This window comes from Streptomyces griseus (assembly GCF_900460065.1).
Classification (GTDB): domain Bacteria; phylum Actinomycetota; class Actinomycetes; order Streptomycetales; family Streptomycetaceae; genus Streptomyces; species Streptomyces griseus.
In genome coordinates, this window is the sequence record NZ_UAVD01000024.1 from 173,392 (window position 1) to 194,541 (window position 21,150).

22 protein-coding genes are annotated in these 21,150 nt (G+C 71.8%); 14 read left to right on the plus strand and 8 right to left on the minus strand.

Features of this window, described 5'->3' with window-relative positions; translation table 11 throughout:
- Positions 1-56: 56 nt before the first annotated feature.
- From DTB53_RS11270 to DTB53_RS11280, 3 genes are all read left to right on the plus strand, one after another.
- Complete coding sequence (locus DTB53_RS11270; RefSeq protein WP_012378420.1) at positions 57-1,370, plus strand: family 2 encapsulin nanocompartment cargo protein terpene cyclase; 1,314 nt, start codon at positions 57-59, stop codon at positions 1,368-1,370.
- 33 nt (positions 1,371-1,403) lie between these two features.
- Positions 1,404-2,282, plus strand: coding sequence for a geranyl diphosphate 2-C-methyltransferase (locus DTB53_RS11275; RefSeq protein WP_003965304.1), 879 nt, complete (start codon positions 1,404-1,406; stop codon positions 2,280-2,282).
- A gap of 188 nt (positions 2,283-2,470) precedes the next feature.
- Entirely contained in the window at positions 2,471-3,460 is a 990-nt protein-coding gene (locus DTB53_RS11280; protein WP_012378419.1) for an Acg family FMN-binding oxidoreductase, read from the plus strand.
- Positions 3,461-3,597: 137 nt separating this feature from the next.
- Here the strand turns inward: DTB53_RS11280 and DTB53_RS11285 are convergent, their stop codons facing one another.
- From DTB53_RS11285 to DTB53_RS11300, 4 genes are read right to left on the minus strand one after another with little or no spacing between them, the layout of a single operon-like run.
- On the minus strand, positions 3,598-4,464 hold the full coding sequence (locus DTB53_RS11285) for a cytochrome c biogenesis CcdA family protein (protein ID WP_003965302.1): 867 nt from the start codon (positions 4,462-4,464) through the stop codon (positions 3,598-3,600).
- Positions 4,461-5,210 (minus strand): DsbA family protein, encoded by a 750-nt coding sequence (locus tag DTB53_RS11290; protein ID WP_012378418.1) that lies wholly within the window; start codon positions 5,208-5,210, stop codon positions 4,461-4,463. Before DTB53_RS11290 ends, DTB53_RS11285 begins: the two co-directional genes overlap by 4 nt.
- Before the next feature lie 50 nt (positions 5,211-5,260).
- Entirely contained in the window at positions 5,261-5,752 is a 492-nt protein-coding gene (locus DTB53_RS11295; RefSeq protein ID WP_003965300.1) for a hypothetical protein, read from the minus strand.
- A gap of 50 nt (positions 5,753-5,802) precedes the next feature.
- Positions 5,803-6,183 carry a hypothetical protein gene (locus tag DTB53_RS11300; protein WP_012378417.1) on the minus strand — a complete coding sequence of 127 codons (381 nt, stop codon included), beginning with the start codon at positions 6,181-6,183 and terminating at the stop codon, positions 5,803-5,805.
- A 160-nt stretch (positions 6,184-6,343) separates the two neighbouring features.
- Here DTB53_RS11300 and DTB53_RS11305 point away from each other — a divergent pair, with 160 nt between their 5' ends.
- The gene (locus DTB53_RS11305) at positions 6,344-6,631 is read left to right on the plus strand and encodes a metal-sensitive transcriptional regulator (protein ID WP_003965298.1); all 288 of its coding nucleotides are present in this window, start codon (positions 6,344-6,346) and stop codon (positions 6,629-6,631) included.
- 164 nt (positions 6,632-6,795) lie between these two features.
- On the opposite strand, the gene DTB53_RS11310 is transcribed toward DTB53_RS11305, so the two are convergent.
- Both DTB53_RS11310 and DTB53_RS11315 read right to left on the minus strand, forming a co-directional pair.
- On the minus strand, positions 6,796-7,818 hold the full coding sequence (locus DTB53_RS11310; RefSeq protein WP_012378416.1) for a bifunctional GNAT family N-acetyltransferase/NUDIX hydrolase: 1,023 nt from the start codon (positions 7,816-7,818) through the stop codon (positions 6,796-6,798).
- A 55-nt stretch (positions 7,819-7,873) separates the two neighbouring features.
- Positions 7,874-9,874, minus strand: coding sequence for an ATP-binding cassette domain-containing protein (locus DTB53_RS11315; protein ID WP_003965296.1), 2,001 nt, complete (start codon positions 9,872-9,874; stop codon positions 7,874-7,876).
- Between the two features lie 468 nt (positions 9,875-10,342).
- On the opposite strand from DTB53_RS11315, the gene DTB53_RS11320 reads away from it, so the two are divergent.
- The 5 genes from DTB53_RS11320 to DTB53_RS11345 all read left to right on the plus strand — a co-directional run bounded on the left by DTB53_RS11320 (position 10,343) and on the right by DTB53_RS11345 (position 14,734).
- Positions 10,343-10,714, plus strand: coding sequence for a hypothetical protein (locus DTB53_RS11320; RefSeq protein WP_236586370.1), 372 nt, complete (start codon positions 10,343-10,345; stop codon positions 10,712-10,714).
- Between the two features lie 421 nt (positions 10,715-11,135).
- The gene (pcaDC, locus tag DTB53_RS11330) at positions 11,136-12,425 is read left to right on the plus strand and encodes a bifunctional 3-oxoadipate enol-lactonase/4-carboxymuconolactone decarboxylase PcaDC (protein ID WP_003965293.1); all 1,290 of its coding nucleotides are present in this window, start codon (positions 11,136-11,138) and stop codon (positions 12,423-12,425) included.
- Between the two features lie 12 nt (positions 12,426-12,437).
- Positions 12,438-13,091 (plus strand): MBL fold metallo-hydrolase, encoded by a 654-nt coding sequence (locus DTB53_RS11335; protein WP_003965292.1) that lies wholly within the window; start codon positions 12,438-12,440, stop codon positions 13,089-13,091.
- Between the two features lie 42 nt (positions 13,092-13,133).
- Positions 13,134-13,913 (plus strand): exodeoxyribonuclease III, encoded by a 780-nt coding sequence (locus DTB53_RS11340; protein ID WP_012378413.1) that lies wholly within the window; start codon positions 13,134-13,136, stop codon positions 13,911-13,913.
- A gap of 83 nt (positions 13,914-13,996) precedes the next feature.
- Positions 13,997-14,734: a Clp protease N-terminal domain-containing protein gene (locus DTB53_RS11345; RefSeq protein WP_003965290.1), complete on the plus strand. Its 738-nt coding sequence runs from the start codon at positions 13,997-13,999 to the stop codon at positions 14,732-14,734.
- A gap of 88 nt (positions 14,735-14,822) precedes the next feature.
- Here the strand turns inward: DTB53_RS11345 and DTB53_RS11350 are convergent, their stop codons facing one another.
- Positions 14,823-15,602, minus strand: a complete 780-nt coding sequence (locus DTB53_RS11350) for an SDR family NAD(P)-dependent oxidoreductase (protein ID WP_012378412.1) — start codon at positions 15,600-15,602, stop codon at positions 14,823-14,825.
- Between the two features lie 109 nt (positions 15,603-15,711).
- Here DTB53_RS11350 and DTB53_RS11355 point away from each other — a divergent pair, with 109 nt between their 5' ends.
- The 5 genes from DTB53_RS11355 (at position 15,712) to DTB53_RS11375 (ending at position 19,519) form a co-directional block, all read left to right on the plus strand.
- Positions 15,712-16,152, plus strand: a complete 441-nt coding sequence (locus DTB53_RS11355) for a DUF6278 family protein (RefSeq protein WP_003965161.1) — start codon at positions 15,712-15,714, stop codon at positions 16,150-16,152.
- Positions 16,153-16,288: 136 nt separating this feature from the next.
- Positions 16,289-17,032: an amino acid ABC transporter ATP-binding protein gene (locus DTB53_RS11360; RefSeq protein WP_003965160.1), complete on the plus strand. Its 744-nt coding sequence runs from the start codon at positions 16,289-16,291 to the stop codon at positions 17,030-17,032.
- Positions 17,033-17,044: 12 nt separating this feature from the next.
- Positions 17,045-17,974 carry a glutamate ABC transporter substrate-binding protein gene (locus tag DTB53_RS11365; RefSeq protein ID WP_003965159.1) on the plus strand — a complete coding sequence of 310 codons (930 nt, stop codon included), beginning with the start codon at positions 17,045-17,047 and terminating at the stop codon, positions 17,972-17,974.
- 16 nt (positions 17,975-17,990) lie between these two features.
- Positions 17,991-18,635: an amino acid ABC transporter permease gene (locus DTB53_RS11370; RefSeq protein ID WP_003965158.1), complete on the plus strand. Its 645-nt coding sequence runs from the start codon at positions 17,991-17,993 to the stop codon at positions 18,633-18,635.
- Positions 18,632-19,519, plus strand: coding sequence for an amino acid ABC transporter permease (locus tag DTB53_RS11375; protein WP_012378411.1), 888 nt, complete (start codon positions 18,632-18,634; stop codon positions 19,517-19,519). Before DTB53_RS11370 ends, DTB53_RS11375 begins: the two co-directional genes overlap by 4 nt.
- A gap of 32 nt (positions 19,520-19,551) precedes the next feature.
- On the opposite strand, the gene DTB53_RS11380 is transcribed toward DTB53_RS11375, so the two are convergent.
- Positions 19,552-21,147: a CocE/NonD family hydrolase gene (locus tag DTB53_RS11380; protein ID WP_042495754.1), complete on the minus strand. Its 1,596-nt coding sequence runs from the start codon at positions 21,145-21,147 to the stop codon at positions 19,552-19,554.
- Positions 21,148-21,150 lie beyond the last annotated feature (3 nt).

A 21,150-nucleotide genomic window follows, 5' to 3' on the forward strand; every position in this document is an offset into this window, starting at 1 on the left:
CGGGCCGCGCGCCCGGACGCCGTCGAACACCCGCACACCTCATCAAGGAGTCCAGCATGCCCGTGCCCGAGCTGCCACCTCCGCGGTCGAGCCTGCCGGAGGCCGTCACCCGCTTCGGGGCGTCCGTGCTCGGCGCGGTCGCGGCTCGCGCCCACGACAGCGAAGCGACCGTCGGCGGACCGTCCGGCGGGCGTCCGCTGCCGTCCCCGCCCGCCGGGCTCTCCTTCGGCCCGCCGTCGCCCGCGGCTCCGTCGGCCGACGTGCCGGCGCCCGAGGCGCCCGGGCGGGGAGCGGATCTGGAGCGGCTGCTGTGCGGGCCTCACGGCCTGGGCACGGCCGGGCTGCGGCTGACGCCCGGGAAGGAGCGCCCCGTACCGGCCACCGCCCGGGAGGGCCGGCCGATCCCGGGGCTGTACCACCACCCGGTCCCCGAGCCCGACGAGGCCCGCGTCGAAGAGGTCAGCCGGAGGATCAAGGCCTGGGCGCTGGACGAGGTCTCCCTGTACCCCGAGGAGTGGGAGGAGCAGTTCGACGGCTTCTCCGTGGGCCGCTACATGGTCGGATGCCATCCGGACGCGCCCACCGTCGACCACCTGATGCTCGCCACCCGTCTGATGGTCGCCGAGAACGCGGTGGACGACTGCTACTGCGAGGACCACGGCGGCTCTCCCGTCGGCCTGGGCGAGCGGCTGCTGCTCGCGCACACCGCGCTCGACCCGCTGTACACCGCGCGGGAGTACCAGCCGGGGTGGGCGGCCTCGCTCCACGCGGACGCCCCCCGGCGCGCCTACCGCTCCGCCATGGACTACTTCGTCCGCGCGGCCGGGCCGTCCCAGGCGGACCGGCTCCGCCACGACATGGCCCGACTGCACCTGGGATATCTGGCCGAAGCGGCCTGGGCCCAGCAGGACCAGGTCCCGGAGGTCTGGGAGTACCTGGCGATGCGCCAGTTCAACAACTTCCGGCCCTGCCCCACCATCACCGACACCGTGGGCGGCTACGAACTCCCGGCGGACCTGCACGCCCAGGCCGCCATGCAGAAGGTCATCGCCCTGGCCTCCAACGCCACGACGATCGTGAACGACCTCTACTCGTACACCAAGGAGCTGGCCGCCCCGGGCCGGCACCTGAACCTGCCCGTCGTGATCGCCGAACGCGAGGGACTGTCCGACCAGGACGCCTACCTCAAATCGGTCGAGATCCACAACGAGCTCATGCACGCCTTCGAGTCCGAGGCCGCGGCACTGGCCGCCGCCTGCCCCGTCCCGAGCGTGCAGCGCTTCCTGCGGGGCGTCGCCGCCTGGGTCGACGGCAACCACCACTGGCACCGATCGAACACCTACCGCTACAGCCTGCCCGACTTCTGGTAGGCCCCGACATCCGGCTAGAGATGGGAATCATCTGTGACCAACGCTGAACTCACCACCGCTCCGACGCTGCGCATCCCCGGCCCCGCGACGCCCTACCAGGGGGACATCGCCCGCTACTGGGACGGGGAGGCCCGGCCCGTGAACCTCCGCCTCGGCGACGTCGACGGCCTCTACCACCACCACTACGGCATCGGTGAGGTCGACACCGCCTCGCTCGGCAACCCCGAGGACAGCGAGAGCGAGAAGAAGCTCATCACCGAGCTCCACCGGCTGGAGTCGGCGCAGGCCGACTTCCTGCTGGGGCACCTCGGGGACATCGGGCGCGACGACACCCTGGTGGACGCGGGATGCGGCCGGGGCGGGTCGATGGTGATGGCGCACCAGCGCTTCGGCTGCTCGGTGGAGGGCGTGACCCTGTCGGCCAAGCAGGCCGACTTCGCCAACGGGCGCGCCGCGGAGCTGGGAATCGGGGACCACGTCCGGGCCCGCGTCTGCAACATGCTCTCCACGCCCTTCGCGACCGGTTCCGCCGCGGCCTCGTGGAACAACGAGTCGAGCATGTACGTGGACCTGGACGACCTCTTCGCCGAGCACTCCCGGGTGCTGAAGGTCGGCGGTCGTTACGTGACCATCACCGGCTGCTGGAACCCGCGCTACGGCCAGCCCTCGAAGTGGGTCTCGCAGATCAACGCGCACTTCGAGTGCAACATCCACTCGCGCCGGGAGTACCTGCGCGCCATGGCCGACAACCGCCTCGTCCCGCAGGCCGTCATCGACCTCACCCCCGACACCCTGCCCTACTGGGAGCTGCGGGCCACGTCCTCACTGGTCACGGGGATCGAGGACGCCTTCATCAACTCCTACCGGGACGGGTCCTTCCAGTACCTCCTCATCGCGGCCGACCGCGTCTGACGGAGTCCGCCCACGGCCGTGCGGCGCCGGGACCTCCCGGCGCCGCACGGCCATCTCGGCGTTCGGCATGAGGGGACGCGGCCGCGGGGTTAGTTTGGAGGGAGGCGGTCCGATCGGGTGGAAGCGGCCGGACGCATCGCGGTTCACCGGGGCGGCGCGACGGTCCTGTGGAGCGAGAAGGAACAGTGATGAGAGACCGAGTCACCGAAGCGGTCCCGGAGCTGGTCGCGGCGGCGGTCGCAGCGCCGTCCATGCACAACGCCCAGCCGTGGAGATTCGTCCACCACACGGAGAGCGGCGTCCTCTCGCTGTACGGCGACCCGGACCGTACGCTGCCGGTCGGCGACCCCGAGCACCGGGGACTGCATCTGGGGTGCGGGGCCGGGCTGTTCAACCTGCGGGTGGCCGCCGCGCACCGGGGCTGGGACGCGGTGGCCGAGACGTTCCCGGACCGCCGGGATCCGTGGCGGCTGGCCGATGTCATGCTGGAGGAGTCCGGTACCGGCCCCTCGGACCGGGCGCTGGCGGACCTCTTTCCCGCCGTGGAGAACCGGCACACCAGCCGCGCCCCGTTCACCGACGAGCAGATCCCGCCGGAGATCTTCGACGAGCTGTGCGCGGCCGCGCTCCTGGAGGGGGCCCGGCTCGCCGTACCGAGCGGCTGGCACGCCGATGACCTCGTCGACCTGGTGCACGACGCGGAGCTCCACGAGGCCGCCAGCGACCTCATGCAGGCGGAGATCATCGCCTGGACGCGCACGGGGAGGGCGGGGGAGGGGCCGGAGACCGAGGGGGTGCCCGCCTACGCGTTCGGTCCGCGCCAGCACGACGTGAAGGTGCCCGTGCGGGATTTCGGGCTGCCCCGGAACACGGAGCGCCGTGCCACGGCCACCTTCGAGGAGCGCCCCCAGTTGGCGGTGCTCGGCACCGAGGCGGACACCCCGGCCGACTGGCTCCGCGCCGGGCAGGCCATGGAACGGATCCTCCTCGAGGCGACGCGGGACGGGCTGGCGACGTCGATGATGTCGCAGCCGCTGGAGTGGCCGGAGCTGAGGTCGATGGCCCGTGATCCCGCGTCCGGGCTGGGCTTCGTCCACATGGTCTTCCGCCTCGGCTACGGCCCGGCGGCGGCGGCCACCCCGCGCAGACCGGTCGCCGACGTCCTCACCGTGGTGTGACCCGCCACGGCCGGCGCCACCGGACGTGAACCGGGGCCACCCGGGTGGAGCGGGCTTCGGGCGTACGGCCGGGGAAGGCGGACGACGCGGGCCCGTACGGGCCGCGCCGCCCGCCCATCCGGCGGTGCCCGGCCGCGTCACCGGAGCGTCGGCTCCTCCTCCCGGTCGGAGGCGGTCTCCGTTCGCCGCCGGGCGGACCTGAACAGGACGAGCGACGCGGCCGACGCCACCGCGGCGGCCAGGGCGAGCAGGACGAACCGGTCGGAGACCACCGCGCCGATTCCCGAGACCTTCTCCTCCAGGGCGAACTCCGCATCGGTGCTGATCAGCGACGGCAGCGCGGACGTGCCGTCGAAGACCAGGAACACCACGCCGAGCGTGATGAACACCAGCCCACCGATGACCGAGGTGCTGTGCAGGCGCAGCCGCCCCACCCGCAGGGCCCGCCCGCGGAGCCAGCGCCTGCGACCCAGGTCGAACCGGTCCCACAGGAGGGCCAGTACGAACATCGGCACGGCCATGCCCAGGGCGTACACCGCCAGCAGCGCACCGCCGTGGAGGGGATCCCCGCCCATGGCGGCGACGGTGAGGACGCCGCCCAGGATCGGCCCCGCGCAGAAACCCGCCAGTCCGTAGACGGAGCCCAGGGCGAACACGGACACGGCCGATCCGGAACGACGCGCACCGGCGGCCCGCGCGATGCGCCGCGACCCGAAACCCAGCCCGGCGATCTGAGCCACGCCCAGGGCGATGACCGTCCAGCCGCCGACGGCCACCAGCGCGTCCCGGTGGCCGTAGAACAGCCGGCTCGCGAAGGAACCCGCCACGCCCAGCGGCACGAGCGTCGTGCACAGGCCGGCGTAGAACAGCCCCGTGCGCGCCACGAGCCGCGTCCGGCTGGTGAAGGAGTACGCGAAGAACGCCGGGAGCAGCAGGGCGCTGCACGGGCTGAGCAGGGCGAGCAGCCCGCCCAGGAAGGCCACCGCCAGCCCGACCTCGCTCATTTCTCCGCCGCCTCGGCCGCTGCTTCGACGGCTTCCTCGAACGTGGCCGTGGGCTGGGCTCCGAGAACCGGCGTGCCGTTGATCAGGAACGCCGGGGTGCTGGTCACGCCGAGCCCGTAGCCCTCTTCCCGGTCCTTGCGCACGGCGTCGTGTGCCGCGCCGGAGGCCATGTCCGACCGGAAGCGGCCGATGTCGCCGACACCGGCCTCGCGGGCCATCCCCACGAGCTTGTCCGTGGAGAAGTCCCCCTGGTTGCGTTCCCGCGGTTCGCCGAAGGCGACCTCGTGGAAGTCCCAGAACTTCTTCTGCTGCCCGGCGGCCCAGGCGGCCCGGGCCGCCTGCTCGGACTCCTCCCCGAAGACGGGGAAGTTGCGCCACTCGATGCGCAGTACGCCCTTGTCCACGTAGGAGCGGATCAGTTCGGGCTCGGTCTCACGGGCGAAGCGCCCGCAGAAGGGGCACTGGAAGTCGGAGTACTCGATCATCACCACCGGGGCGTCCGCCCGCCCGACGGCGAGGGCGTCACCGGAGTCGCGGCGGGCCAGGGCGAGCAGGCTCTCGTCCACGGGTGCGGGGGCGACGGACTGGACGGTGGCCGGGGAGTCGCCGCCCTGCTTGTCGCGAGGGGCGGGGTCGTCCAGCGTGAGGGCCAGGACGGTGATCGCCACGGCGGCGGCGATCGCACCGCTCGCGGCGATGGTACGCCTGCGGGCACGGCGGGTGGAAGAACGGGAGGAAACGGTCATGACCTACCTCGGTCGTGAGGGAGAAAGGGGGGGCTGATCCGGGCCTCGGGTCAGGCGGAAGCCGTGACCGGGCACTCGGTCAGGGAGGACAGGCGGCGCAGCGCGGCTACCGCCAGGAGACCGGCGGAGAGAACGGCCAGCAGGGGCTGCAGAGGGGCCCAGTAGCTCATCGCGCCCGAGGTTCCGAGGAGGACCAGGACGAGTTTGTTGCACACCGGGCAGCCGACGGCGAAGAAGGAGAGAACGCTGCCGGCCACGCCCAGGCGGCTGCCGCGGGGTGTGGCGGGCTCGGGCCGGGAGGGGTCCTTCAGGTAGGTGCTCAGGATGATGCCCGCCGGCACGGCGGTGACGAGCAGAGCAGGGTAGTTCCACCACTGCACGGGAACCGCGCGGTCGAACAGCGGACTGGGCACGACATCGGTGGGCACGCCGACCAGGACCGCCGTGGCCAGGGCGCCGAGGCCCGCCACCGTCCACTGCCTGGTTCGCCACGTACGCAGTGCTGCACCCGCCCGGCTCCAGGAGCTCGGGGAAGACGGCATGGAAGAAGGCTCCGTTCCAGAGGATTCAGGGACACGACCGGAAGGTCGGCCTAGATCCGCAGGACGGAGGAGAGGAGGGGAGGGGGAGGCGGGGCCGGGCCTCCGGCATACGACCCGCAACGCCGTTCGGCGATCGCCGCCGTCGTGGTGTCGGCCGTCGAGCAGTCCGGACAGCCGGGGAGCACCGGGGTGTTCTCCGCGCGCTGCGCGCTCTGGTCGGCGACGGCCTTCTTGCCGCAGGGCGCGGCCGCCCCGGACGGCGCCTCGACGGACTCGGAGAGACGCGTGAGCTCGGCCGCGGACGAGCGGGGCGCAGGGCTGTCTCGCTGCCCATGGCCGACGACGCACAGCAGGGCCACGACGGCGATGATGAGGGACAGAGCGGCACGGAAACCGGTGTGCACCGGTCCGCTCGCTCGTGCTCGCCTCATCACCGCTCCCGTTGCCGCCAGGTCTTGGCGTCACTGTAGGACACCCGGGTCCGGCAGAGGTGCGGGGGCCCTCGGCCCCGCACCGCGTGCCGCTGATCGCTGTCATAGGTGCCCCGACAGGGAGTACATTACCCCTGGGGGTATTTCGTGAGGAGTGGTGATGGAGCTTGATCTGGCGGGTGCGGAGCTGAAGGCGGTGCTGAACCGGCTGCGCCGGGCGCAGGGGCAGATCTCCGGGGTGATCCGGATGATCGAGGAGGGGCGGGACTGCGAGGACGTCGTCACCCAGCTGGCGGCGGCGTCGCGGGCGCTGGACCGGGCCGGGTTCGCGATCATCGCCACCGGCCTTCAGCAGTGCCTGACCGAGGTGGAGGAGGGCCGGCGGTCCGCCGAGTCCCAGGACGAGATGCGCGCCCGGCTGGAGAAACTCTTCCTCTCCCTGGCCTGATTCCGGCCCGCGGCGGACGCCGGGGAACCGGTCACGGCCCCCGGGGCCCCACGCCCGCCGGCGCCACGGCCGCCCTCACTCCCTCGGGCGGCCCGTCCGCACGTCCACGACCGGCTCACCGCTCCCGCGGGCGCTGCTACGCGGGCCGGACATCGGGATCACGCTCAGGGCTCCCCCCAGCCCCAGGTGAGGTACGCGGCGGTGCCGGAGGCCCGGGCGGTCATGACCGCGTCCAGCCGGTCGTAGTCCTGGGCGGGCATCAGCTCCTTCCAGTCCGCCAAGGCCAGCGCCCGCACGTCGTCGTGCTCACGGGCGTCGAGGGCGATCGACCGGATCTCCTGCCGGGTGAGGCGCCCGCCGTCGAAGATCCAGCCCGCCGTGCTGTACGGCCACGGGCCGCCGGGCGGGCTGAAGACGGAGGCGAGCAGCCGCAGAGGCCCCCGCACCACCAGCCCCGTCTCCTCGCGGCACTCCCGAAGCGCGGTCTGGAGCGGCTGCTCACCGTGGTCCATCGTGCCGCCGGGAAACTGCCACGGGTGGGACGAGGAGTACGTGGCGCGCAGCTGAACGGGCCGGTCCTCCACATCGGTGAAGAAGACGCAGGCGTACCCCGTCGTCTTCGGGACCGTCTCGGCGTACGCCGCGGCCGATGGCGCCCCCGGCTGCGGCCCGGCGGCCCCGCCCGGCCGGGTCATCCGCGTCATCGACGAGGCCGTCGTGAACCCCGACGCCCGGAACAGCGACGAGGCCTCCTCACGCGCGTGCAGCTCGAACAGGGTGACCCCCTCGGCCTCCATCCGCTCCAGCAGGGCGGAGAGCGCCCGGCGGGCGTGGCCGCGGCGCCGGAACTCCGGCCGCGTCGCGACCGCCCGCACCCTCCCGGCGGTCCCCCCGGGCTGGGCGGGTCCGGACAGGAGGGGGTGGACGAAGGCGAGTGCGCAGCAGACCGGCGTACCGTCCGGCCCGTCCACGACGACGGCCCGGGCGTCACCGCCCGGGGCCAGCCGCCGGGCGAGACCGTCACGGCCCCAGGTCGTCCACTCCTCCGCCAGGGGCTCGGAGAGGATGAGCTCGGAGCGCAGCCGGACGATGTGTCCGGCGTCGGAGGGGCCGGCCGCGCGGACCGGCCACGAGCGCTCTGCCGAAGGCGGCTCGCCGGTGACCGGCACAGTCGTGTCGTGGGTCATGAGGCAGCTCCAGAGGTAGCGGGACGGGGCGGGGGCGGCTGCGCGCGACGGGGCATCACGCCGCCCCGCCGGCCTCGGCGCGGTAGCCGGCGGCCTGGAGGGTGAACATGGCGGCGTAGTCGGCGCCGAGCTCCATCAGCTCCTGATGGGTGCCGGACTCGACGACACGGCCGCCGTCGAAGACGAAGACGCGGTCGCAGCCGACGACGCTCGCCAGCCGGTGGGAGATCAGCACCGTGATCCGGTCCGGGCGCGGACTGTCCCGCAGGACCGCCTCGTACACGGCGTGCTCGGCACGGGGGTCCATGCTCGCCGTCGGCTCGTCCAGCAGCAGAACGGGGGCGTTCTTGTACAGACCGCGGGCGACGGCGACCTTCGCCCACTGGCCGGCGGACAGCTCCTGACCGCCGCGGAACCGCTTGGACAGCAGCGCCTCCCACCGGCCGGGCAGCCCGGCGATCACCTGCTCGGCCCCGGAGGCCCGTGCGGCGTCGAGGGCCCGCTGCGGGTCGGCCTCGGTGAGAGTGCCCCGGGAGACCGTGAGGTTGGCCAGCGCGCTGAACGGGAACCGGACCGGTTCCTGGAGCACGCAGGCCACCCGGGCCTGGAGCGACTCGGCATCCATCTCCAGCACGTTCGCGCCGTCCCAGCGGACCGTGCCACCGCCCTGCGGCTCGAACAGCCCGGCGAGGAGCCGCGCACAGGTGGACTTCCCGGAGCCGTTGACGCCGACGAACGCCACCGTCTGACCCGCGTGCAACGTCATGGAGACGCCGTCGAGCGCCGGGACGTCCTTGCCCGGATAGGTGAAGGACACGTTGTCCAGCGTGATGGTCTTCACCGTCTCGGGGGCGGGAACCCCGCTGCGGCGCGGCTGGAGACCGCGACAGCGCTCCTCGAAGGCCAGCAGGTCGTCCACCCACATCGCGTGCTCGTAGACCAGGTGGGAGACGTCGACGAGGCGGGTGAGCGCGGTCTGGGCGGCCTGGATGGCGAGGACCGCGCCCGCCCCGGCGGCCAGGGGCAGCCAGCCCGCGATCAGCATGGCGCCGAGCGCGGTGTAGGTGATGCCGGTGCCGATCCCGCCGACGGCCCGGCCCGCCAGGGCCAGCCTCGCCGAGCTCACCCCCAGGCGGGTGTCCTCCTCGGCGATCCTCGCCGTCAGCCCCCGGTGCTCCTCCAGCAGCGCGCCCTGGGCGGTGTCCGAGCGGAGCTCGGCGGCGGCGTCCCTCTCCAGCAGCAGCCAGGAGAAGACCCGCACTCTGCGTTGCAGGGCGTTCCAGCGCTTGAAGGAGTGGAAGCGCGCCCGGGCGCTGCGCACGGCGGCCGCGCCGACCGGCAGCACCGACAGCAGGAGCAACGGCAGCAACGCCGGGTGGAGGACGCCCAGAACGCCGGCCGTGCCCACGAGCCCCAGCAGCGCCGCGGCCAGGGAGACGACCTGGCCGACGATCTGCCGGGCGTAGAACAGTCCGCGGTCGTTGGCCCGGTAGGCGTCGTCGTGCCAGTCCGCGTTGTCGACGATCTCCAGCCGCACATGGGCGGTCAGGGTGAGGAACTCCGTCTCCAGGGCGGTGCGGACCTTCGGCGTCACTCTGGCCTGCGCGACGGCGACCCCGGCCTCCAGGAGCGCCCGGGCCGACAGGAAGCCGACGACGACGAGCAGTTGGGGGACGGCCGCCCGCACCCGGTCCGGGGTCGGACCCTCGGCGAACAGCTCCCGCAGCACCGCCACCGAGGCGATGAGCCCGAACGCCGTCATCGCGGCCGACGCCAGTTGCAGGACCACGACCGCGCTGGTCGCGGCCCGGTCCGCGGTCCAGGCCAACCGGCCGATCTGGCGCACGATCCGCGGCAGCCGGGCGAGGACCTGACCCACCGTGGCCTTGGCCGCGGCGCCGTCGTAGACGGACCAGTACGCCTCCTTCAGGTCGTCGGTGACGTCCCCCTCGTGCGGCCCGCCCGCCACCGCTGCGGGCGGCAGCGGAAGTTCCGCTCCGCGCGGGCCGGGCACCGCTCCCCGACGGAGGCCGTCCGTTTCCCCGCCGGTGCTCATGCCCACCACCTGTCCGGTCGGGCCGAACGGCGCGCGGGGGCGTCGGACGGCTGAGGCCCCCGGGCCGGGGGAGCGCTCGGGGACCGCCGCGGCTGTTCGAATCCAGGGCGATGAGGGCGCACGGGTTCCGCGTTCATGGTGTCCTCCGTCTGTGCGGCTGGTGGGTACTGGTGCTCTAAGAACGCGCTGAATCCGGGGCCGTCACGGCCCCGAGCGGGCGAATGTCTCGAACGTCAATGCGGATCCGGCTATGGGTCAAGAGCCGCCTGCCTGGAGGTTTTTGAACTCACACGTTCGAGTGGTCGGGGGCCGGCCCGGTCGACGCGTCCGCACGCGGGTGGGCCGGGTGGCGTGCCCGGTGCCGCACACCCGTCGCCGAGTCACGGTCCGCCCGCGCCCCGTTCCGGCGAAAACGCCGGTGAGATCCCGGGGGAAGCCTGCGACCCTGGGCGCATGCCACGAAGGATCATGTTTGTGCAGTTGAAGACGGGTTACGACACCGACCGCGGGCCCTCGTGGATCGGGTGGGTGGACTTCTCGAAGACCTGGGGGACCGTCTACGTCCACGGGCGGACCCTGCGCCGTGCGAGGGGGATGTCCGACGCCAACTTCTACGACATCGAGAGCGGCGAGGAGTTCTGGGTCTCCGGCCCCAAGCGGAACCGCGCCGACACCCGCTACGCCCCCTCGGACCCCGACATCGAGCCGGACGCCGCCGACGCCTATCGCGCCTTCCTGGGGGGCGCGCCCCTGCCGGGCCGGGAGGATCCCGGTCGGCAAGGGCATCGCGGGAACGCCCACGCGAAGCGCCAGGGGAGACGGAAGACCCATGCTCCCTGACCTCTTCCTGGCCAGGCTCCGCGGACCCGGCCGGGCTCGGGGGACGCCCCGCCGCCACGGGGACTGGCTGGACGACTCATCAGGGGAGAGCACCGACGCACCTTCGTTTCCGCCCGAGGCCGCGGACCGGTCGTGCGACTGCGCACTCGACTGGATAACGTTGCGGCACTCCCACGGCTGCCGGCTCTCCTAGAACAGCTGAGCCGACTCTCCCGAGACGGACGAAGGGGAGGCGGGAGCCCCGCTGTTCCGGCAGCGCCGCCCCATCGGCACCGCGCTCCTTACCACCAAGAAGCGGCGCGTCGGGCCGGGGGTGGAGGATCTTCGCGAAGTCGCCACAGTGTGGAGGGGGCTGCACGGGTCTGACGGAGGACATACCGCAGAGTCGTGGGCGATGGTGAGAGATGAGAGGTTAAGACCCATGAGTGAGACGCAGCTCCCCGTGATGAAGTACCAGGTGGACGGGCCGGAGGACGCCCCTTGGCTGGTGCTCGGCCCCAGTCTCGGTACTACATGGCACATGTGGGATCGCCAGATACCCGAGCTGTCGAAGCACTGGAGGGTCTTCCGCTACGACCTTCCCGGCCACGGCGGCGCGCCCGCGCACGCCGCCGCCTCCGTCGCCGATCTGGCCGACCGGCTGCTCGCGACGCTGGACGGGCTCGGCGTCCAGCGCTTCGGCTACGCGGGCTGCTCGATCGGCGGGGCGATCGGCGCGGACCTGGCGCTGAGGCATCCGCAGCGGGTGGCCTCACTGGCGCTCGTCGCCTCCTCGCCCCGCTTCGGCACGGCCGACGAGTTCCGCCAGCGCGGAGTGATCGTGCGGACCAACGGTCTGGAGCCGATCGCCCGTACTTCGCCCGAGCGCTGGTTCACGCCCGGTTTCGCCGCCGCGCAGCCCGCCATCGTCGAATGGGCCGTGCAGATGGTCCGCACCACCGACCCCGGCTGCTACATCGCCGCCTGCGAGGCGCTCGCGGCGTTCGACATCCGCGGCGCCCTCGGCCGGATCGGCGTCCCCACTCTGGTGCTGGTCGGGGCGGAGGACCAGGTCACCGGTCCCGCCGAGGCCCGCACACTGGTCGCCGGGATACCGGACGCCCGTCTGGCGCTGGTCCCCGGGGCCTCGCACCTCGCACCGGTCGAGCAGCCGGCCGCCGTCAGCGACCTGCTCCTGATGCACTTCTCCACCGCCTGGCAGCAGGACACCTCGGCGTCGATCCCCGTACTGCCGCTCGTCCCCGGGCCGGCGGCGCCCGCCGTCCCGTTCGTCCCGGTGGCCGAGATCGCCCCGACCGCCCCGCCGGCCGAAGCCTCCGCGCCGACGCCGGACGACCGGCGCGAGCAGGGCATGAAGGTGCGCCGGGAAGTGCTGGGTGACGCCCATGTCGACGCGGTGAACGCTGCGGCCGACGGCTTCACCGAGGACTTCCAGGAGCTGGTCACCCGGTACGCCTGGGGCGAGGTCTGGAGCCGCGACGGCCTCGACCGCCGCACCCGCAGCGTCATCACCCTCACCGCGCTCGTCACCTCCGGCCACCTGGAGGGCCTGGCCGCGCACACCCGGGCCGCCCTGCGCAACGGCCTGACGCCCGCGGAGATCAAGGAAGTCCTCCTCCAGACCGCCGTCTACTGCGGCGTTCCGGCCGCCGGAGCGGCCTTCGCCGTGGCGCAGAAGGTGATCCAGGAGGAAACCACGCCGCCCGCGTAGCAGGATGGGGCCATGAACGCATCGCCCGGGGCACTCACCCTCACCAAGAAGACCCACTCCTGCGTCCGGATCGAGAAGGAGGGGCGCGTCCTGGTCATCGACCCCGGGGGCTTCTCGGAGGACGACGCGGCGCTCGGCGCGGACATCGTCCTGGTGACGCACGAGCACCCGGACCACTTCAACGAGGCGAGGCTCCGCGCGGGTCTGGAGGCGAACCCCGCGGCCGAGATCTGGACGCTGCGCAGCGTCGCCGAGCAGCTCTCGGCCGCCTTCCCGGGCCGGGTGCACACCGTGGGCGACGGGGACGCGTTCTCCGCCGCCGGATTCGACGTCACCGTGCACGGCGAGCTGCACGCGGTGATCCACCCGGACATCCCGAGGATCACCAACGTCGGCTTCCTCGTCGACGGTTCGGTCTTCCACCCCGGCGACGCGCTCACCGTTCCCGACCGCCCCGTCGACACCCTCCTGCTGCCGGTCATGGCCCCCTGGAGCAAGATCTCCGAGGTCATCGACTACGTGCGCGAGGTCGAACCGCGGCGGGCCATCGACGTCCACGACGCCCTGCTGACCGATCTGGCACGGCCGATCTACGACCACCAGATCGGAGCCCTGGGCGGCGCGGACCACGGCCGGCTGGCCCCGGGCGGCACCACCGAGCTGTGAGCCCACCGGCCACTGTCAGTGGGAGCCGCTAGGTTGGCTGCCATGCGCATCGCCACCTATAACGTCAATTCGATCACCGCCCGGCTGCCGAGGCTTCTGGCCTGGCTGGAGAGCAGCGGCACCGATGTGCTGTGCGTCCAGGAGACCAAGTGCACGGCGGAGCAGTTCCCCGCCGAAGCCCTGCGCGAGGCGGGTTACGCATCCGCGGTCAACGCCACCGGCCGGTGGAACGGGGTCGCGCTGCTCTCCCGTGTCGGTCTCTCGGACGTCGTCACCGGGCTGCCGGACGGCCCGGAGTACGAGGGCGTGCAGGAGCCCCGCGCGATCTCGGCGACCTGCGGTCCGCTGCGCCTCTGGTCGGTGTACGTGCCCAACGGCCGCGAGGTCGAGCACGCGCACTACGCCTACAAGCTGCGCTGGCTGGAGGCGCTGCGGAAGGCCGTGGCGGCGGACGCCGCGAAGGCGCTGCCCTTCGCGGTCCTCGGCGACTTCAATGTGGCCCCGACCGACGAGGACGTCTGGGACCCGGCGCTGTTCGAGGGCGCCACGCATGTGACGCCGGCCGAGCGCGCCGCCCTCGCGGCCCTGGAGGCGGAGGGCCTGAGCGAGGTCCACCCCCGCCCCCTCAAGTACGACCGCGCCTACACCTTCTGGGACTACCGCGAGCTGCGGTTCCCCAAGAACAAGGGCATGCGGATCGACCTGACCTTCGGCAACGCCCCCTTCACCGCCGCCGTCAAGGACAGCTACGTCGACCGTGAGGAGCGCAAGGGCAAGGGGGCCTCCGACCACGCCCCGGTGGTCGTCGACCTCGATCTCTGATCCCGGGACCGCGGGGGCGGAGGCCCGCGTCACGCTGACAACTCAAGGTTGACACTCAAGGGGTGTCAACCTACGGTTGTCACATGACGCAGCCTCTTCCCGTCACCCCTTCCGTGCGCCTCGACGATCTGATCGAGGCCATCAAGAAGACCAACGACGACGCCCTGGAGCAGCTCTCCGGCGCGGTGCTCGCCGCCGACCACCTCGGAGACGTGGCCGACCACCTCATCGGCCACTTCGTGGACCAGGCCCGGCGCTCCGGCGCCTCCTGGACCGACATCGGCCGGAGCATGGGGGTCACCCGCCAGGCCGCCCAGAAGCGCTTCGTGCCGAAGAAGGGCGGCGGCTCTCCGGAGCCGGAGCCCAACGAGGGCTTCAACCGCTTCACCCCGCGCGCCCGCAACGTGGTGGTCGCCTCCCACAACGAGGCCCAGGCCGCCCGGCACGCCGAGATCGTCCCCGCCCACCTGATCCTCGGCCTGCTCGCCGAGCCCGAGGCCATCGCGGCCCGCGTCCTCACCGGGCAGGGCGTGCCGGCGGACGCGCTGCGGGCCGCGGCGACCGCCGCGCTGCCCGCCGCCGTGGACGAGGCCCCCGAGCTGATCCCGTACGACGCGGACTCCAAGAAGGTCCTGGAGCTGACCTTCCGCGAGGCGCTCCGGCTCGGCCACAACTACGTGGGCACCGAGCACATCCTGCTGGCTTTGCTGGAGTTCGAGGACGGCTCCGGTGTGCTGACCGGTCTCGGTCTGGGCAAGGAGGCCGTGTCCGCCGCGGTGGAGCAGGCGGTGGGGGAGGCGGCGCAGGCCCCGGGGCGGTAGCGGCCCCCGGGGTCCTCACGGCGGGCGGCGGGCGCCCGGCGCACCGAAGGCCGGTCGCCGGGGGCCCGCCGCCCGGGCGCACCGGCCCTCAGTGCACCGAGAACCCGCCGTCCACGAACACCGACTGCCCGGTGACGTACGCCGAGGAGCGCCCCGCCAGGAACACCGCGGCCCCCGCGAAGTCCTCCGCGAGGCCGTTGCGGCCGACCAGGGTCCGCGCGGCGAGCGACGCCACCTTCTCCGGGTCCGAGGCGAGGCGCTCGTTCAGCGGAGTCAGCACGAACCCGGGCACCAGGGTGTTCACGGTGACGCCGTGCGCCGACCACGCCTCGGCCTGCGACCGGGCCAGAGACTCCAGGCCGCCCTTGGACACCCCGTACGCGCCGCTGTTCACGAAGGCCCGGTGCGCCTGCTGCGAGGTCACATGGATGATCCGCCCGTACCCGCGCTCGGCCATGCCGGGCCCGAAGCGCTGCCCCAGCAGGAACGGCGCCTTCAGGTTCACCGCCATCGTGGTGTCCCAGACGTCCTCGCCGAGCCCGGTCATCGGCGGGCGGAGATTGATCCCGGCACAGTTCACCAGGATGTCCGGCTCCCCGAACGCCGCCGCGGCCCCCTCCGCCCCCGCGCGCACCCCCTCGGCGGTGCTCAGGTCCGCGCTCACCCAGGCGGCCCGGCAGCCCTCGGCGGTCAGCTCGGCCGCGGTCGCGCTCAGCTCGGCCTCCCGGCGTGCCACCACGACGACACGCGCGCCGGCCCGGGCCAGGGCGCCGGTGATCGCCCGGCCGATGCCGGAACTGCCACCGGTGACCACCGCCACCCGGCCTTCCAGCGAGAACAGTTCCGAAACGTAAGCGTGTGCACTCATGTGCGTACTTTAGATATCTGCTCGGATCCCCGGCCGGGGCGGGGTGGGGGATCGGTGAACGCCGCGCGCCCTGTGGTGTGGAACCTGGCCGGGATGGGACCCTAGTGGTATGAACATCCCTTTCTTGGACAACTGGCGTAAGCGTCAGGGTGGTACGCGTTCAGGCGCACTCGCCGCCGCCGTCGAGGCAGACCCCGACGGCGTGGCCGAACTGCTCGCCGAATGCGAACTGCTGCGCGTCAGGGCGGGGCAGCACGGACTCGAACTCGACGACACCCCCGCTTCGTTGGACGCGCTCGACCAGCTGCCGCCCCGCTGGCGCGACGACCCCGAGGAGCTTCCCTGGCTCGGCAACGACGCCGGTCTCTACCTCGGCACCGTGATCGTGCGCACCGTCCCGGGTGCGGCGTGGGACGTCTGGCCGAGCGGTCAGCCCGTGGTGCGGCTGGAGTCCGGGCGGGAGATCGACGTCGTCGCGGCCGGGCTCGACTGGGCGATGGCGGGCAGCCCCGAGCTCTCCCAGGTGTACGCGGAGTCCGCCGAGAACTGAGCCGGGAGCCCGCTCCCCTCAGCTAATCCAGTTAAAAAGCCTTTTGCGCCATTCACGCGTGTCGGGTGCGAAGTCCCTTTTCGCGATGGATAGTTTGCGCTGACCTCGACACAGCGACAAGTGGGTAGGGCAGCGCATGGCCGTCGATCCGTTGATCGAACTGAGGGACGTCAACAAACACTTCGGGGAGTTGCACGTACTTCAGGACATCAATCTCACCGTCGGCCGCGGGGAGGTGGTGGTGGTCATCGGCCCCTCCGGCTCCGGGAAATCCACCCTGTGCCGGGCGATCAACCGGCTGGAGACGATCGAGTCCGGGAGCATCACGATCGACGGCAGACCCCTTCCCGAGGAGGGCAAGGGCCTGGCCCGTCTCCGCGCCGAAGTCGGCATGGTCTTCCAGTCGTTCAACCTCTTCGCCCACAAGACCGTGCTGGACAACGTCTCGCTGGCCCAGCTCAAGGTCCGCAAGCGCAAGAAGGACGAGGCCGACCGGCGCTCCCGTGAACTCCTGGAGCGGGTCGGACTGGCCGCCCACGCGGACAAGTTCCCCGCCCAGCTCTCCGGTGGTCAGCAGCAGCGCGTGGCCATCGCCCGCGCCCTGGCCATGGATCCCAAGGCGCTCCTCTTCGACGAGCCCACCTCGGCGCTCGACCCGGAGATGATCAACGAGGTGCTGGAGGTCATGCAGCAGCTGGCCCGGGACGGCATGACCATGGTCGTCGTCACCCACGAGATGGGCTTCGCCCGCTCCGCCGCCAACCGCGTCGTGTTCATGTCCGACGGCTGCGTCGTCGAGGACCGCACCCCGGAGGACTTCTTCACGAACCCCACGAGCGACCGCGCCAAGGACTTCCTGTCCAAGATCCTCAAGCACTGAGGGGAGGCTTCCATGTTGCGCACGAGGAACACGCGTACCGGCAGGGCCGCCGCCCTCGTCGCCGGTCTCCTGCTCGCCGCACTCGCCGCCGGCTGCGGCAAGGACGGCAGCCCGCCGGTCAAGGGGCCGAAGGCCGAGGCCCTCCCGGTGTACCAGGTCGACACCGGCTTCGAACTGCCCGAATCCCGCACCTGGACCAAGGCGAAGAAGCGCGGCTACCTGGTGGTCGGCGCCAAGGAGGACCAGCCCTATCTGGGGGAGAAGGACCCGGCGAGCGGGATCTACTCCGGTTTCGACATCGAGATCGCCCGGATGATGGCCGCCTCGCTCGGCTTCGAACCGAAGACGATCCGCTTCCGCACGATCGCCTCCGCCAACCGGGAGACGGCCCTGCAGAATGGCCAGATCGACTACTACGTCGGCACCTACACCATCAACGACATGCGCAAGAAGCTCGTCGGCTTCGCCGGCCCCTACTACATGGCGGGCCAGGGCCTGCTGGTGCGCACCGACGAGAACGACATCCACGGGCCGCAGGACCTGGCGGGCAAGACCGTCTGCTCGGCGGCCGGCTCCACGCCCTACCAGCGCATCGCCGCCGACTACCCGAAGGCGACCCTCGTCGCGTACGACACGTACTCGATCTGCGTCGACAACCTCCTCACCTACCAGGTCGACGCCGTCACCACCGACGACGCGATCCTGCTGGGCTTCGCGGCCAAGGCGCCCGACGAGATGAAGGTCGTCGGCAAACCCTTCTCCCAGGAGCCGTACGGCATCGGCGTACCGCGCGACGACAACGCCCTGCGCGACGCGCTCAACGACGCGCTGGAGGCCAACGAGAAGAACGGCAACTGGAAGAAGGCGTACGAAGCGACGCTGGGGCTCTCCGGAGCGCCCGCGCCGACCCCGCCGCCCATCGACCGCTACCCGGCGAACTGAGGGGACGGCCCCACCCATGGACGTACTGACAGAGAACTTCTCCCTCTACGGCAAAGGCTTCCTCGGCACCGTCGAACTGACCGTCTACGCCTCCGCGCTGGCGCTCGTCCTCGGCTTCCTGATGGCGTCCTTCCGGGTCGCGCCCGTCGGCTCCTTCCGGGTGCTGGGCACGGTCTGGGTCACCGTGCTCCGCAACACCCCGCTGACGCTGCTGTTCTTCGCGGTCCTGCTCGGCCTGCCCCGCTTCGGGCTCGTCCTGCCGTTCCAGGTCTTCGCGGTGCTGGCGCTCGGCTGCTACACCTCGGCCTTCATCTGCGAGGTGCTGCGCTCCGGCATCAACACCGTGCCCAGGGGCCAGGGCGAGGCCGCCCGCAGCCTCGGCATGAACTTCGGCCAGACCCTGAGCACGGTGGTGCTGCCGCAGGCGTTCCGGTCGGTGATCCCGCCGGTCGGCTCCACCCTCATCGCGCTGGCGAAGAACTCCGCGATCGCCGGGGCGTTCAGCGTCACCGAACTCCTCGGCACCTACAAGACGCTCAACGAACTGGGCTACAGCATCATCTGGTCCTTCATCTGGATCGCCGTCGGCTACCTGATCATCACCCTGACCATCAGCGCGGTGTTCAACGTGATGGAGAAGCGCTGGGGAGTGGCACGATGACCAAGACCCTCAAGCGCGGGTCCGCCCGGCCGACCGCCACCGCGCTCTACGACATCCCCGGCCCGGTGGCCCGCAGGCGGCACCTCATGTACGGCATCGCCTCGACGGCGGTGATCGTGGCGCTGTTCGGCTGGATCGTCTACCTGCTCTTCGACACCGACCAGTTCACCGCCGAGAAGTGGACCCCCTTCGAGTACAAGGGCATCCAGGAACTGCTGCTGCGGGGGCTCGGCAACACCCTCAAGGCGTTCGCGTACGCCGCGGTCCTCTCGCTGCTCCTGGGCGCGGTCCTCGCGGTCGGCCGGCTCTCCGAACACCGGGTGCTGCGCTGGCTCTCCACGCTGCTGGTCGAGTTCTTCCGGGCCATGCCGGTACTGGTGATGATCTTCTTCATCTTCGTGGCGCTGAAGGTCCAGCCGCTGCCCGCCCTGGTCGCCGGGCTCACGCTCTACAACGGCTCCGTCCTCGCGGAGGTGTTCCGCACCGGGATCAACTCCGTGGACCGGGGCCAGCGCGAGGCGGCCTACGCGCTCGGCATGCGCAAGACACAGGTCACCACGTTCGTCCTGGCTCCCCAGGCCGTGCGCGCGATGCTGCCGACCATCATCAGTCAGCTGGTGGTCGCGCTCAAGGACACCTCACTGGGCTATCTGATCACCTACGAGGAATTCCTCCACGCCGGAAAGCTGATCGCGTCGAATCTCGACTACGATCTTCCCTTCATCCCCGTCGTGATGGTGATCTCTCCGATCTACATCGGGATGTGCATGCTGCTCTCGTGGTTCGCCACCTGGGTGGCCCGTCGTCAGCGGCGCAATCCGAGGACGGAGGCGGTGGGGGTTGCCCCGGCCGAACCGGGGACGCTGCTGCCGGGAGGCCAGTAGCCGGGCCATGCCCGCCCGGCAGCAGTCGGTGATCACTTCTCGCGCAGCGGGACCGAGAGATGACTCGGGTCCGTGCCGGGCGAGGAGAAGGTCAGCTGCGCGCCGGTCGGGTTGTGCTCGATGTACAACGGATCGACGGTGTCGATCACCAGGGCGAGCCGGTGACCGGCCGGGACGTCGTAGGCCGTGGAGTACAGCTCCAGGTCGACGGGGAACGGCCGGCCCGGCGTCTGCCCGTGGAAGGTGTACGGGGCGTTGCTGACCAGTCTGCCGATGCCGAGCGGCCCCACGTCGTAGAGATAGGCGACGAGGGTGCCGCTCGGCTTCGTGCTGGTGACCGTCGTGTGCAGCGCGGACGTCCCCCGGATCCGCTGCTCGGTGGCGTACCGCTCCGACTGCCACACGCCCGCGAAGGTGCGCGGCAGCAGGGGCACGGAGACCGTCGGCGGCAGCTTCAGGAACTGGTCCACAGCGTTGGACAGGATCGCGACCCCGCCGTTCGCACCGGAGTCGACGCCGGTCCACACCTTCTTGGTGCCGTCCAGCGGTATCCGCTTCTTGTGAGCGCCGACCGACTTCCAGTCCGGGTAGCCCTCGTAGCCCTTGTCGCCGCGGGACATGAGCTGGACCGGCTGCTCGGTGTCGATGCCGTTGCGCTCGCCCTTGAGATAGCGGTCGAACCAGCGGCGGGTGCTCGTCCAGGTGTCGTTGGGCAGCCCGAGCAGTCCGGTGGCCTCGGCGGTGGCGTGGTCGCCGGGGCGGAACTCCAGCCGCTTGGGTCCGGTGAGCTTGTCGTAGAACGAGGCGTACTGGTTGGGCGGGAAGATGGTGTCGCCCCAGGCGTTGCCCATCATGATCGCAGCGCCGTTGGCGTTGATCGCGTCCAGATACGTCGCGGGGGAGCGCTTCTTCCCCCAGGCGATCATCTCCGGCTCCTTCTCCAGGTTGGAGCCGAGGAAGTCCTTGAGGGTACGCGTCAGTTCGTCGCCGGGGCGGCCGGTGAGGACGCCCGCGCCGCCGAGCAGGGCGGCGGCCTGGAGGTGCTGGGTGCGCCCGCTGTAGATCGAGTCGATCAGGTCGGCCCAGCCGCTCAGCGCGGCGACCGCCTTGACGCGCGGATCGTGACCGGCGGCCAGCAGGCTGATGCCCGCCCCGTAGGAGACGCCGCCCATGCCGACGCGGTCCGGGTCGGCGGAGGTGTGCTCCAGCGCCCAGTCGATGACGGCGGAGGCGTCGGCGATGTCCGGCGGGCCCGCGACCTCGATCCTCCCGCCCGAGAGCCAGAAGCCGCGCGAGGTGTAAGTCACCACGACGTAACCGGAGTCGGCGAGCTGCTGGGCCTGGGCCAGATACTCGATCTGCGGCATGGCCCAGCTCGTCGGAAGGACGATCAGCGGATGCTTCGCCCCGGCCGCCGCACCGGCGGGCGTGAAGACGTTGCCCTTCAGGGTGATGCCCCCGGAGCCGGGGATGTCATGGAACGTCAGGCGCTGGGCCGTCGCGCCCGCGGGCGCCGTGCCGGGGGCCGCCGTCGCGGCCGGGGCGGCGGCGAGCGCGGCCCCGGCGAGCAGGGCGGCTGCGGTGGTGATCGAGGCGGTGGTGCGCAGTGCCGGTTTCGGACGTGCCACGGG